This is a genomic window from Acinetobacter sp. C26M (genome assembly GCF_023702675.1).
Classification (GTDB): domain Bacteria; phylum Pseudomonadota; class Gammaproteobacteria; order Pseudomonadales; family Moraxellaceae; genus Acinetobacter.
Window position 1 is genome coordinate 1,179,219 of the sequence record NZ_CP098478.1, and the last position, 14,160, is coordinate 1,193,378.

Consider the following 14,160-nt stretch of genomic DNA (forward strand, 5'->3'; position numbering starts at 1 on the left):
GGAGTTCCCCTCTTTTTAAAGAGGGGTTAGGGGAGATTCATTATCCTTGTGTCGCATCAATCAATTGAGCACCCGTCAATGCCTGTAACTCATCAAAGCTCAGACCATCCACTTTCTCAATCACTTTTAAACCTTCTGTGGTCACATCAATCACACACAGATCGGTATAAATACGATCGACACATTTCAAGCCTGTGGCTGGATATGAAAGGGTTTCAACAATCTTGGGTTCACCCTGCTTGGTGTTGTGATCGGTGGTGATAAACACTTTCTTGGCACCTACCGCCAAATCCATCGCACCACCTACCGCAGGAATTGCATCTGCCGCACCAGTATGCCAGTTGGCTAGATCACCATTGGCTGCTACTTGGAAAGCACCAAGCACGGCAATATCCAAATGCCCGCCACGCATCATGGCAAAGGAATCGCCATGGTGGAAAAAGCTGCCGCCAGTAAGCATAGTGACGTATTCCTTACCTGCATTAATCAACTCAGGATCTTCTTCACCTTTGGCAGGTGGTGGACCGAATGCCAGCAAGCCATTTTCAGAATGTAAGAACACATCTTTATCGGCAGGAAGATAATTGGAAATCTTGGTTGGTAGGCCAATGCCTAAATTGACATAAGCACCATCGGGAATATCTTGTGCGACACGTTCAGCAATTTGGTCACGGCTTAGTTTTTGATAGCTCATGTTTATGCTCCTGTACCATTGGCTGCATCGACAGCGACTAGATGCTGTACAAAAATCCCAGGGGTAATGATGTGTTCAGGATCAAGTTGCCCCAGTTCGACCAGTTCAGAAACTTGAGCAATAGTGACATCCGCAGCCATGGCCATGATTGGGCCAAAGTTACGTGCAGATTTGTTATAAACCAGATTGCCCCAACGATCACCTTGATGAGCTTTGATCAAGGCAAAGTCGGCTTTAATTGGATACTCAAGTACATAGTCTTTGCCCTCGATATGACGGGTTTCTTTACCTTCTGCCAATAAAGTACCAAAGCCAGTTGGCGTGAAGACTGCACCGAGGCCCATACCTGCAGCTTGAATACGGCACGCTAGATTGCCTTGTGGTACCAGTTCCAGTTCAATTTTGCCAGCATGATACAGTTCATCGAATACCCATGAGTCTGACTGACGAGGGAAAGAACAGATGATCTTACGTACAGCACCTGTTTTAAGCAGTTTGGCCAAACCATAATCGCCATTACCTGCATTATTATTGACGATGACCAGATCTTTGATCCCGAGTTCGATCAATCCATCAATCAGTTCTGCGGGTTGTCCTGCGGTGCCAAAGCCACCAATCATGATGGTTGCGCCATCCTTGATCTGTGACAGTGCCTCAGTCAATGTGAGGGTACTTTTATCAATCATAAGGCCAACCTTTTATCCATGTTTTCAAATTTCTATACATACGAATTACTGTATAAACGGGTATGCATAGAAATTTAAAAACTGTGAGCTAAGGTCTAGCTCACAGTAAATTTGTGGTGTTAAGCACCGACACGACGACGGTCAACTTCGGTAGTTGGCGCACCTGTTTTTTCTGCAACCAATTCAACATTAAAGGTAATGTGTTTGAATGGCTTATTCACACCACGACGAGCAAGTTCAGCTTCATCAGTCACATCAACAGCAGTTGCGACCAAGCCTTCACGTGTTGCAAATGCAAAATCATCCCACAGGTATTGATCACCTTCGATATTGAACTGCGTGGTTAATTTGCGATAACCCGGTGCAGACACAAAATAGTGCACATGAGAAGGGCGGTTACCGTGACGACCGAGTAAGTTCAGCACAGCTTGTGTGGTCCCTTCTGGTGGGCAGCCATAACCCACAGGCATGGTTGTTTGTGCCACATAGTGACCATTGGCATCCGACAAAATGGTACGACGTAAGTTAAAGTCAGATTGAGATTTATCAAAGAACGAATAGTTACCTAGGCTGTTAGCATGCCACACTTCAACTTTAGCGCCTTCGATAATATTGCCTTCAGGATCGGTTACAGTTCCTTCGATGAATAAAGTATCGACTTTGTCCGATTCAGAACCGTCATCCATACGGGCGAAACCGACAGATTCAGGCGCACCAGCCACATACAATGGACCTTCAATAGTACGTGGTGTACCACCCGTAATACCTGCTTTGGCATCTGCTTCATCGGCACGCAAATCTAGATAATGCTCTAGACCTAAGCCTGCTGCCAATAAGCCAAGTTCATTGGCTTGGCCTGCATCGGTAAAGTATTCCAGACCTTTCCATAGTTCACTTTGCGAGATATCTAAATCTTCAATCGCCTGAAAAAGATCACCGAGCAGACGAACCACAATTTGTTGTACACGTGGATTGACTTCACCTGTCGCGGTATCCACATTCATTTTTTTAACCAGTGCATCGATTTCTTGACGGTTCATACATAATCTCCTGAAGTATGATAGTTTTTGGTGGCTTGCGAACTTGCTGTTTTGCTGCTTGCTTGGCTTGCCACATTCCTTGTTCAAATTCTGTTTTTAACTTTATCTGCTATGCGCGTTTAGCTGTCATCTTCACGAATGGCTGATGGGTGACGATTCATCGCCATCACTTCAATATTCATGTAGGGATATAAAGGCAGTCCCTGTAAAATATTGTGCAGTTCCTCATTGCTGTCCACATCAAAGATACTGATGTTTGAGTATTGTCCAGTGATGCGCCAGATATGACGCCATTTGCCTTGACGTTGTAAATCTTGTGAATAGGCCTTTTCAACTGCTTTAATTTGATTGGCTTGTTCAACTGGCATATCGAGCGGGATATTTACATCCATTCGTACATGAAAAAGCATGGCAACTCCTTAAATTATTGACGACGTAAGTTGTCGATTTTGTCTTCATCCAGTTCAATACCGAGACCTGGGCCAGTTGGAATTTTGAGTTCAAAATTGCCATATTGGAGTGGTGTTTTTAAAATTTCTTCCGTGAGTAGTAGCGGACCAAACAGTTCCGTGCCTGCGGCTAAATTGCTAAAAGTAGAGAAGGCATGTGCGGAAGCAATGGTGCCAACAGGACCTTCCAACATGGTGCCACCGTAAAGATCAATCCCTGCCAGAGTGGCAATTTTCCCGACCTCACAGGCTTCAATCAGACCACCTGATTGGGCAATTTTTACTGCAAATACTGAGGCAGCATTGCTTTTTGCTAGTTGATAAGCACTTTGCGGACCCGTTAAAGATTCATCCGCCATAATGGCAATATCGAACTTGCGCGTCAGACGTTGCATGGCTTCAATATTGTGAATCGCGCACGGTTGCTCGATCAGATCAACTCCACCGTCCTGAAGCATTTGAATCCCTTTAATCGCATTCAACTCAGACCATGCGCGGTTGACATCGACACGAATCGAAACCTCTGCCCCCAAGGCTTGTTTAATCGCCAGTACATGTTCAACATCCTGCTCAACAGGGCGAGAGCCGATCTTGAGCTTGAATACATTGTGGCGTTTTAACGCAACCATTTTTTCTGCTTCAGCAATGTCCTTTTCAGTATTGCCTGAGGCTAAAACCCAAAGTACAGGAACACTATCACGTAGGCGCCCACCTAAGACTTCACTGAGCGGTAAACCTAAACGCTGCGCCTGAATATCCAGTAGTGCTGTTTGGATGGCACATTTAGCAAAACGGTTCCCATTGATGTTATTTTGAATGACCTGTAGTGCTTGAGCCACATTAAAACTGTCCAAGCTTTTTAACAATGGCGAAAAGTAATGTGCGATATTGGTTTTGACACTTTCAGGACTTTCATCTCCATAACCCAAGCCACCAATGGTCGTTGCTTCCCCCCAACCGATAAAACCATCTTCTGTTGTCACTTTAATGAGGACTAAGGTTTGGGTTTGCATGGTTGCAACCGCCATCTTATGTGGACGGATGGTTGGGATCTCGACAAGTAGGGTTTCTATGGATTTATACATCTTTGGTATTTCTTTCGTCCTAAGCTATTTACATACCCTAAATTAATGTAATATCTATAACTAGGCTGAATTTGGTATTTTTAGATACTTAAAAGGTATATTAAATGGAATTAAGACATCTTCGTTATTTCGTGACGGTGGTCGAGGAGCAGAGCATTACCAAAGCGGCAGAAAAGTTATGTATTGCACAACCGCCATTAAGCCGTCAGATCCAAAAACTGGAAGAAGAACTCGGAATCCTGCTATTTGAACGCGGTTCGCGACCTGTAAAAACCACAGAAGCGGGGCAGTTCTTTTATCAGCATGCGGTGCAGATTTTGACTCATACCGCCCAAGCGGCTTCCATGGCAAAACGCATTAGCACAGTGAATAAGATTGTGCGTATTGGCTATGTCAGTTCATTACTTTATGCACTATTACCGCAAGTGATTTATTTATTCCGTCAAAACCATCCTGATATTCAGGTGGAGTTGATTGAACACGGCACCAAGGATCAGATCGAAGCGTTAAAGTTAGGTAAAATCGATTTAGGGTTTGGACGTTTAAGAATTAGTGATCCTGCAATTAAACGGATTTTGTTGCGCAAAGAAAAGCTCAAATTAGCCATTCATAAAAACCATCATTTAACTCGCTTTATCGATCAGGGTATTTATCTGTCCCAGATTATTGATGAACCTATTTTTTCTTATCCCGCGACCCAAAAACCGAATTTTTCCACCTTGATTCAATCGATTTTTACTGACTTGGGGCTGGTACCTAAAGACATCGTTGAAGTACGTGAAATTCATATGGCGCTTGGTTTGGTGTCATCAGGTGAGGGGATTTGTCTTATTCCAGAAAGTGCCAGTGATATCGGCATGAAAAATCTGGTGTATATCCCAATCCTAGATTTAGAGGCCTATACACCAATTTCTTTGGCAGTACGCAATATGGATCAGAGCCCCTATCTACCGCAGATTTTGGAATGTATTAAGCAGGTATTTGAAGAAGAGGGAATTCCGATACAACTTGAAGGTGACTAAGTTGATTGGAATGATTCATGTATTTAGAGGCGGTCAAGAAGACCGCTTTTTTATTTATCTTTGAAAGGGTCTTACAGAAGACTTTAAAGGTATAACTATATACTTCATTATCTATGGAAAATTACATTAACAATTCAAATAATAGGGCATGATCATTATTTGCTCAAATATATCTTTCTGAATTTATGTCAGTTTTAAAGGTATCGGCAAGCATGGTCTCAGTTGTGAGGGCGGTCTTAACTCTCAGCGTGAATGAATAAGAATTTCAAATACTCAGGAAAGGATTTCCCATGTTAAAACCAGATACGCTGTATAAAGCACAGCGCGTAGCCTTATATACACTCTTTGGTTGTCTAAACATCAATGCGGCTTATGCAGATTTTTTCGAAGACAGCGAAAAAAGCATTTATCTGCGTAATTTTTACTTGGAACGGGATTTTGAAAATACCAATAAAGATTTAGGCAGTTGGTCTCAGGCGATGACAGGACGCTTTGAATCAGGTTATACCGATACACCGCTTCAAGTTGGTTTGGATCTGGGATTTCAATATGCCCTGCGTTTAACGGATCGCTATGATGAACGTCTGGATACCGTATTTAAATATGATCAGCACGAAGGTCGGCAGGAACGTGATTATTTAAAATTAGGCGCGACTTTAAAATTTAAATATCACAATACTGAACTGAAAGTGGGTGAGCTTTTCCCAAAAACACCGGTACTGTTTATTGATGATTCTCGACAATTGGTCACCACCTACGCAGGCGCAATGCTGGAAAGTAAAGACATTAAAAATTTAAAAGTATCGGCAGGGCGTTTTACCCATGTGAATGCTCGAGATGATGATGAATATCGAAAATTTACCTTAGGCAACTCGACTGACCCAAACAAAAGAAGTGACGGGTTGAATTTCTTGGGGCTTGATTATAATTTTACTCCTCAGTTGACGGGTTCTTATTGGTTTGGGCAGCTTGAAGATATTTACCAACAACAATATTTGAGTGCGGCCTATACGGAAACAGTCAACAAAAGCAAGCTCAAAGTAGATGCCCGCTACTTTAATTATAAAGAAGATGGGGATGCTTATTTTGGCGATATTGATGTCCAGTCGATCGGTCTGCAAGCCAGTGTGCAAAATGGACCACATACCATTTTGACGGGTCTGCAAAAGCATATGGGTGAGGACAATATTCCTCTGTTAAATGGTTATGTACCACAAGCCTATTTACAGAGTTGGTCAGCAATTGCTTTCTACAAAGCCAAAGAGTTCACTTGGCATGTTTTATATAGTTATGACTTTAAAGAGCAGGGTATTCCTGGGCTAAAACTGACTTTACGTTATTTAAATGGTAGTGAAATCTATCGGGAAGGCTTTAAAGATAATAAAGAAACTGAGAAGAATGTGATCGTCAATTACACCGTACCAGAAGGTAAACTAAAAGGTCTCGGTTTTGAATGGCGACATATTCGCGCTGATATTAAATATGGTGCAGGCAATAATCCAGGTACAGATTTTGTCGAAAATCGAATCATGACGACGTATACACATAAGTTCTGATTTAACATTGTATGAATATCACTTTATTGTATTAGATCTTGTACCTCGACCCATTTATTCTATCGATATTAGTTAAATAGGTGGGTCTTATTATTATAAAATAGAAACTTTTTATTTAATTGTTCTACGGAATATAGCATTATATTGGTAGTAGACAATGCTATTACATACGTTGTAGATAAGTTTTTAATAATATGGAATAACCAATTTTAAAATTTAAATAAAAAATACAAGTAATAGGATAATTTATGAAGAAAAGTAGCTTTATCGTGTTGATCGGAATTTTAATATTAAGCAATGAAATTACACGAGCGAGCTATGATGATGGTCAGGTTATAAATATTCAGAAAGAAAATAATGTGACTAACTTTAAAGAATTGAATGTGTTAGCAAGACAAGGAGATGTAAAATCTCAGCTTGCTTTAGGAATAATCTATTTAAAAAGACAAGATATAACTCAGGATTATTCGCTAGCCTTGTATTGGTTTCGTAAAGCTGTAGAACAAGGCAATGCCAATGCACAATACAACCTCGGGCAGATGTATCGCTTAGGGCTTGGAATACGTCAAGACGATGATCAAGCTGCTAATTGGTATCTTAAAGCTGCTGAGCAAGGTAATGCTCAAGCGCAAAATAATTTAGGTCTAATGTATCAACTCGGGCAAGGTGTAAGACAAGATTATTCTCAAGCCTTAAGTTGGTATCGTAAAGCTGTTGAGCAGGGTAATGCTCATGCTCAAAATAATTTGGGCGTAATGTATCAATTAGGGCAAGGTTTAAGTCAAGACTATTCTCAAGCTGTCAGTTTGTATCTTAAAGCTGCTGAGCAGGGCAACGCCGAAGCGCAAAAGAATTTAGGCTTAATATATGTTCAGGGACAAGGTACAGCACAGGATTATAAGCAAGCCTTTAACTGGTTTCTTAAGGCTGCTGAACAAGGTGAAACAGTTGCACAATATAATCTGGGACAAATGTATCGATTGGGGCAGGGTGTTGATAATGATAATGTTCAAGCGGTGAACTGGTACCGTAAAGCTGCTGAGCAAGGCAACGCCGAAGCGCAAAATAATTTAGGTTTATTATATGTTCAGGGGCAAGGTACAGCAAAGGATTACAACCAAGCCTTAAACTGGTTTCTTAAGGCTGCTGAGCAAGGTAATGCAAATGCTCAGAATAACTTAGGCTTGATGTATCGACTAGGGATAGGTGTAAGCCAAGATTATTCTCAAGCCTTAAATTGGTTCAATAAAGCTGTTGAACAAGATAATGCTGCTGCACAAAATAATTTAGGTTTAATCTATAAACATGGATATGGTGTACGCAAAGATGAAGTTCAAGCCATAAATTGGTACCTTAAAGCTGCAGAACAGGGAAATTCAGAAGCACAAAAAAATCTGGGTTTAATATATGCCCAAGGACAAGGGGTAAGTCAGGATTATACCCAAGCCGTAAGTTGGTTTCTTAAAGCTGCAGAGCAGGGTAATACTGTTGCCCAATACATCTTAGGGTGGATGTATTTTAAAGGAGAGGGTATAACTCAGAATTATACAAAAGCTTTAAATTGGTTACGTAAAGCTGCTGAAAAAGGTAATGCCGATATGCAATTTCAGCTTGGTATGATTTATCATGAAGCAAATAAGTCCGAAAATAAAGGTTATGATGTTGAAGCAGTTAAGTGGTGGTTGGCAGCGGCACAACAAAATCACCCAATTGCGCAAAATAATATGGGAATGGCTTATTTAGAGGGAATAGGTGTTAGGCCAGATTGTAAACTTGCCTTAAGTTGGTTTCATAAGTCAGCTAATCTAGGAGAGCGCAGAGCAATGTATAACTTGGGTGATTTATATTCTAAAGGGCTATGTGTAGACCAAAATAAAATTCAGGCTGAGACATGGTACAAAAAATTTAATGAGGCCGTGAAGAACTAATTACTTATGATAAACAAGTGAAAGCCTATAAAGAAAATTTAAAAAATAATTAACAGAAAAATGAGTGAATTGATGATTTTTTGACTGAATTTTTTTCTATTTTTTATCAAAATCACCAAAACCTGAGTTCAACATCTTCTTAAAGTTGAGCACTTTTTTAATTGTTAAGATTCATTGATCGTCTTCTATATCTCATAAGCTTTTGTTGTTATTGATGACTTGAATATATGGAGGAATAGAGAGTTAATGTTATTATTGATAATAATTATCATTATTATTGTCATTTTTGTTGCTTTTGTGTATTATTCACGAAATTTTTAAGAATGAATTAAGGTTCTTACGTGTTAGAACAAAATAAATCTCTCAAATCATCTCAATTTATTAGAACAACACTCTGCACTTCTGTTTTATTGGTGTTGTCATCTCCACATGTATTTGCGCAAGACAGTACAGATAAAGCTTCGACACTGCCGACTATTGCAGTGACAGCAAGCAAGGCTGATACTGCCTATAAATCGGGCAATATGGATATTCCACGTACTGAAGACGATGTCCAAGCCTATACCATGATCGAGCGGGAAGAGATTGAACGTTCAGGCACCACCACAGTCACCGAATTATTGTCTAAAGTACTGCCGATGGCGACTTCAACCAATAATTCCAGTTACTTCTCAGGTACATCGAGTCAAATCAATTTACGTGGGCTTGGCGCCAGTCAAACTTTAGTATTGATTAATGGTCGTCGTAGTGCAGGAACAGGGAATCGAGGTACTTCAGAATCTACCGATCAACCCAATTTAAATAATATTCCCTTGGCTGCAATTGAACGGATTGAAGTGTTACCAACATCAGCCGCTGCGATTTATGGCAGTGGGGCGATTGGTGGCGTCATCAATGTGATTTTACGCAAAGACTATGTTGGCACCGAAGTGAATGTGCGCTATAGCGATACTGTGGATAATCAACAACCTGCCAAGTCTTTTAATTTGGTTTCAGGTTTTTCTTTGGAAGATGGCCGTACTCATGTGATGTTGACTGCATCCAAAAAAGACCAAGATAGTTTGCTAGCGAGTGAACGTGACTGGAAAAGTAAATCACGCCAAAATATTTTAAAAAATAATCCGAAGAGTATTATTGGGGACAAGGTCAATCCGCCTGCAGGTCATCTAACCAATATTCGTAGTAAAGATGGTTCTGAATTAGTGCCAGGATGGGGCTCATCTATGGCGCATCTTCCCAAAGGTTGGAATGGCGATCTGAGCAAACTGGGACAAGGTTATACCTTAGGTTTGTCGGATGGGGTCAGTGCTTGGTCAGGCAAAGAAGCTTTGCTTTATGATACCAAGACGGAAGCATTTGGCCTTTCTTTAAATCGTGATTTTACTGATCGTCTGAATGTGTTTCTTGAAGCAGGCTATGAAAAAGAAGAGGGGTGGTCATTTAATACTGTACCACATAACTATGGGGTGATAACGGTTAACAAAGACAGTCCGCATAATCCGTTTGGTAAGGATATTTTAGTGAATTATCCATTACGTTTGGATAGTCTGGGTGCCTTTGCCAAGGACACATTTGAAACCACCCAGAAGAAAGTTGCGACGGGCTTTACCTTTGACCTTACACCAGAATGGATACTCTCGGCAGATTATGCATGGAGTAAATCGGATATTCGTCAACGTTATACACGTCAGGGTAGCAAAAATCCAAAAGCCAGTGCATGGAACAAAGATACCACCAATAATGCAATTGATTTTCTGCAAGATTTCACCACCACACCAACGGACTTAATTTCAAAATATTGGAACTATCCAAAAAATAATACGCAGCAGACTTTAAATGATTTCTCGGTTCGTGCCACAGGTCAGATCGCAAAATGGTATGCAGGTGATATTCGATTGGCAACGGGGATTGAACACCGTCGTTATGAAAGTGAAGGCTTTGCAGATCACCAACATGTCGACAATCCTTGGGTGAAGCCGACTGAACGTAAGAGCAATGCATCCAGTGTTTACACGGAATTTAACATTCCAGTGATTTCACCTGAGCTGAATTTACCTTTCGCCAAATTACTGGATGTGCAATTGGCTGCACGCTATGAAGATTTCAATGTCCAAGCAAAAACGCCACAATATGACAGCCAAATTGATCCAGCAACGGGATATCGTTCTAAGTTTTTAAATTATAGCGATTCGGGTAAATCAAAATTTGATGCAATCACACCAACGGTTGGTTTCCGCTTCGCACCAAACGATCAATTGATGTTCCGTGCGTCTTATAGCGAAGGTTTTGTGACGCCATCGGTTTCTCAAATTTCTCAAGCGACGTCGACCCAAGTGACGGGCGCGACATTAACCGACCCTACAACAGGAAAAATTATTAGCACTTATGAAGGTATTTCTGGCGGTAATCCTGATCTAACCCCAGAAAGTTCAAAAAGTATTAATGCTGGGATTGTGTTAACCCCAGAGGCGATTCCTGATTTACGCCTATCGATTGATTATTACAACATCAAAAAAACCAATAATATTAGTTCGATCAGTGCGCAATACATTCTAGATAATCAAAGTAAATATGGCAGTCGAATTAAACGTAACCAAGCAGGCGATATAGTTTCGATTGATACCACACCATTCAACGCTTTAAATCTAAAAACCAGTGGAATCGATACCAATTTAAATTATCGCTTTGATAGTGTGATTGGAGAAACCACCTTTAATTTGGGCTATACCCATGTTAATGAATATCGCCAAAAACATAATTTGATCGATCCAGAAAAGAATTTTGTCAGTCTTGTTGGCGGTGCGGTATCAGATGCACCGTTAAAACATCGTGCCAATGCATCGATTTATCTACAGGCTAATGACAATTGGGGCTTTGGTTGGGCAAGTCAATATTATGGTTCATATGACATGGTCAACGCGGCTGCGATTTTAAATCAAACGGGTCATGCCGATAAAAAATTAAAAATTGAAGATCAAATCTACCATGACATTTTTGCCAAGGTGAGTTTACCGAGCAGTAAGTTGCTGAAACACAGTAGCAGTGAGCTGAGCTTCGGTATTCAGAATTTATTTAATGATTACACGGTCGATATGTCTGGAACGCAATCATACCTCAGCAAATATAGTGATGTCCGTGGTCGCCAATATTATCTAAACCTTAAGTTTTCTTTCTAATCTTCCTGAAATGGAGGTGGCGATTATTTTGCATAATCGCCACCTGACTGGGTGTCTTTTATGAATATTGAAGCTTCTGTGCCCTTGGCCTCCGCCAAAAGGGTCACAAAAAAGAAGGTTGAACAATCATCATTGATTAAATATCGATTGATGATTTTTTCACGTTTTGTCTTGGCCATTTTTGGTGGCTATTACTTTGCTGCGATTGCTGCAATGTTGATGGGTTTCCTGTTTTCAGCTGAACCTTCCAAAGCCAATGCGGTATTTGGGGCAACCATGTTGGCTTTCGTGATCCATTGTGCCGTGTTCATTTGGGTATTTTTGGTCAACTCAACCGTGAAAGTCTGGTTAGGCGTTATTGTTCCCAGTGTATTGATGACGTTGATTTATTGGTTTTTAAAAGGGTAATCTAATGCGTGTTGATGGTAAAAATGAAGGCCCTCGCCAGTCGATGTCATGGTTACATACATGGACAAGCCTGCTCTTGGGATGGTTGCTTTATGCAGTTTTTCTGACGGGTACGCTCAGTTTTTTCCAAAATGAAATTACGGTGTGGATGAAACCTGAATTGCATCAGTCTGTGAATAATACTTCACAGCAGCAACAATTGGGTTATGCACTACAGTATTTGCAGCAAAACGGGCAGCCTGCCGAAAGTTGGAATATCCGTTTTGCCAATGAACGCCAACCTGCCATTATGCTGAATATCCGTAAGCCGGGTGAAGGCCGCCGTCGGGGTGGTGAAATCTATTTAGATGCACAAACGGGACAAGAGATTAAAGCGCGAGAAACTCGGGGTGGCGGTTTCTTATATCGCTTTCATTTTGAACTCTATGGTATGCCACGTATTTGGGGGCGTTGGATTGTTGGTATCGCAACCTTATTCATGTTTGTCGCGATTATCAGCGGTATTATCACCCATAAAAAGATTTTCAAGGATTTCTTTACCTTCCGTCCAGCCAAAGGTCAGCGTTCTTGGCTCGATGCTCATAATGCAACGGCTGTATTTGCTTTACCTTTTCATATTATGATCACCTTTAGTGGTTTGCTATTGTTAATGTTCATGTTTATGCCATGGGCGATGAACAGCCACTATGGAAATGGGCAAAATTTCTATCAAATGCTGAATGAACCTGTTGCTAAAACACCAGAGCAAGCACGTTTATTGGCAGAGCAAAAACAAAAAGAAGCAGCCGAAGAAGGGCGCGGCAATCGCGGTGGTGGCCGCCGTGGTGAAGCTGAACAAGCAGCGCCCGTGCTTGCAGCAGCACCAATGGTGAATTTGCTGACATTGAGTCAATACGTTCAGCAAGGTTGGGAAGATAATCCGATTGCTTCGATTCGAGTGAATAAGCCGAATACGGTTGAAGCTGATGTTCAATTTAATGCAACCCGTACTACCACATTGCTTGATCGAGAAAGCATTCCTTCAATGAAGTTTAATGCGGTGACAGGGCAATTGATTGATGAAGCCAAGCCAGTTAACTCAACTTCCAAAGCCATTTATACCTTGGTGACATGGTTACATATGGCACATGGTGTGGACTCGGTGTTGCGTTGGTTGTTATTTTTATCAGGTGTGTTAGGCACAATGATGGTGGCTTCTGGTCTGATCTTATGGGTAGTAAAACGCATTCCAGATGTACAGAAGTTGGGCTATAAGCCATTTGGTCATCGTCTGGTTGAAGTGCTGAATATTACCGCAATTACAGGCCTACCGATTGCCTGTGCTGCTTATTTCATTGCCAATCGTTTTATCCCAGCTCAATTGGCCGAACGTTCTCCGCTAGAGATTAATGTGTTCTTTATCGTATGGCTGCTGTGTTTAATTCATGCGGCTATTCGGGCACATCGTCCTGCATGGTTGGAGCAACTGGCTTTAGCTGCTGTACTGTTCCTGTTTATGCCAATCCTAAACTTCTTAACAGGCGGGCAGGCACTATGGATGAGTATTTATCATGGACAATGGATGATCGCCAGTTTTGATCTGGTGTGCATTATTTTGGGTCTGATTTTTATCTATTCTTATTACAAGTTAAAGCGTTACCAAGGTCTAGCTGTAAAGCAGAAAAAACAGCCTAAGGTTCAAGCTGGACAGGAGCAAGCATAATGGCAGCATTGATGTTGTGGTGTGTTGCTGTGGTGGCGTTATCGGCACTTGCGTGTGGGATGAGTAAGCATCAGCGTGATATTTTTAGTTCTCAGATCTCAGCACAAAATAGTCGACGTTTTGAGATTGTAGGTTGGGTAATTCTTCTTATATCTGCGTTGGTGATGGTTTACTTTAAAGGTGCCTCAGTTGGTTTATCTGAGTGGTTGGGTTGTATCACCTTTGCTGCTTTGGCAGTGGGGTTATTATTAACCTATCAACCTAAAAAACTGTTGCAGGCGAATGCGATTGTGACAGTTTTATTTGGGCTACTGCTTATTGTGACCTTGATTTAAGCTTTCGTTGTATCGCGGTGAAATAAAAAGAGGAAACGAAAGTTTCCTCTTTTTATGCGTTATAGGTTGATTTTGCGGG

Annotated in this window: 12 protein-coding genes; 7 read left to right on the top strand and 5 right to left on the bottom strand. The window is 41.2% G+C overall.

The annotated features are described in order from the left end of the window. Positions 1 to 40 precede the first annotated feature (40 nt). The 5 genes from NDN11_RS05330 to NDN11_RS05350 all read right to left on the bottom strand — a co-directional run bounded on the left by NDN11_RS05330 (position 41) and on the right by NDN11_RS05350 (position 3,954). Entirely contained in the window at positions 41 to 694 is a 654-nt protein-coding gene (locus tag NDN11_RS05330) for a 3-oxoacid CoA-transferase subunit B (protein WP_167248119.1), read from the bottom strand. 2 nt (positions 695 to 696) lie between these two features. Continuing rightward, on the bottom strand, positions 697 to 1,380 hold the full coding sequence (locus NDN11_RS05335; RefSeq protein WP_251110992.1) for a 3-oxoacid CoA-transferase subunit A: 684 nt from the start codon (positions 1,378 to 1,380) through the stop codon (positions 697 to 699). Between the two features lie 119 nt (positions 1,381 to 1,499). Beyond that, positions 1,500 to 2,420, bottom strand: coding sequence for a catechol 1,2-dioxygenase (gene catA / locus NDN11_RS05340; RefSeq protein ID WP_005190518.1), 921 nt, complete (start codon positions 2,418 to 2,420; stop codon positions 1,500 to 1,502). Positions 2,421 to 2,539: 119 nt separating this feature from the next. Further along, on the bottom strand, positions 2,540 to 2,830 hold the full coding sequence (gene catC / locus NDN11_RS05345) for a muconolactone Delta-isomerase (RefSeq protein ID WP_004654828.1): 291 nt from the start codon (positions 2,828 to 2,830) through the stop codon (positions 2,540 to 2,542). A gap of 14 nt (positions 2,831 to 2,844) precedes the next feature. Further along, positions 2,845 to 3,954 carry a muconate/chloromuconate family cycloisomerase gene (locus NDN11_RS05350; protein WP_251110993.1) on the bottom strand — a complete coding sequence of 370 codons (1,110 nt, stop codon included), beginning with the start codon at positions 3,952 to 3,954 and terminating at the stop codon, positions 2,845 to 2,847. Positions 3,955 to 4,058: 104 nt separating this feature from the next. Here NDN11_RS05350 and catM point away from each other — a divergent pair, with 104 nt between their 5' ends. The 7 genes from catM to NDN11_RS05385 all read left to right on the top strand — a co-directional run bounded on the left by catM (position 4,059) and on the right by NDN11_RS05385 (position 14,081). Continuing rightward, entirely contained in the window at positions 4,059 to 4,976 is a 918-nt protein-coding gene (gene catM / locus NDN11_RS05355; RefSeq protein WP_151714865.1) for a cis,cis-muconate-binding transcription regulator CatM, read from the top strand. 290 nt (positions 4,977 to 5,266) lie between these two features. Continuing rightward, positions 5,267 to 6,532: an OprD family outer membrane porin gene (locus NDN11_RS05360; protein WP_251110994.1), complete on the top strand. Its 1,266-nt coding sequence runs from the start codon at positions 5,267 to 5,269 to the stop codon at positions 6,530 to 6,532. A 248-nt stretch (positions 6,533 to 6,780) separates the two neighbouring features. Beyond that, positions 6,781 to 8,460 (top strand): SEL1-like repeat protein, encoded by a 1,680-nt coding sequence (locus NDN11_RS05365; RefSeq protein WP_251110995.1) that lies wholly within the window; start codon positions 6,781 to 6,783, stop codon positions 8,458 to 8,460. Positions 8,461 to 8,801: 341 nt separating this feature from the next. Continuing rightward, entirely contained in the window at positions 8,802 to 11,636 is a 2,835-nt protein-coding gene (locus tag NDN11_RS05370; RefSeq protein ID WP_251110996.1) for a TonB-dependent receptor domain-containing protein, read from the top strand. A gap of 60 nt (positions 11,637 to 11,696) precedes the next feature. Then, the gene (locus NDN11_RS05375) at positions 11,697 to 12,044 is read left to right on the top strand and encodes a DUF3649 domain-containing protein (RefSeq protein ID WP_167248129.1); all 348 of its coding nucleotides are present in this window, start codon (positions 11,697 to 11,699) and stop codon (positions 12,042 to 12,044) included. A 4-nt stretch (positions 12,045 to 12,048) separates the two neighbouring features. Then, complete coding sequence (locus tag NDN11_RS05380; protein WP_251110997.1) at positions 12,049 to 13,746, top strand: PepSY-associated TM helix domain-containing protein; 1,698 nt, start codon at positions 12,049 to 12,051, stop codon at positions 13,744 to 13,746. Next, positions 13,746 to 14,081, top strand: a complete 336-nt coding sequence (locus tag NDN11_RS05385) for a DUF3325 domain-containing protein (RefSeq protein ID WP_167248131.1) — start codon at positions 13,746 to 13,748, stop codon at positions 14,079 to 14,081. Before NDN11_RS05380 ends, NDN11_RS05385 begins: the two co-directional genes overlap by 1 nt. Positions 14,082 to 14,160 lie beyond the last annotated feature (79 nt).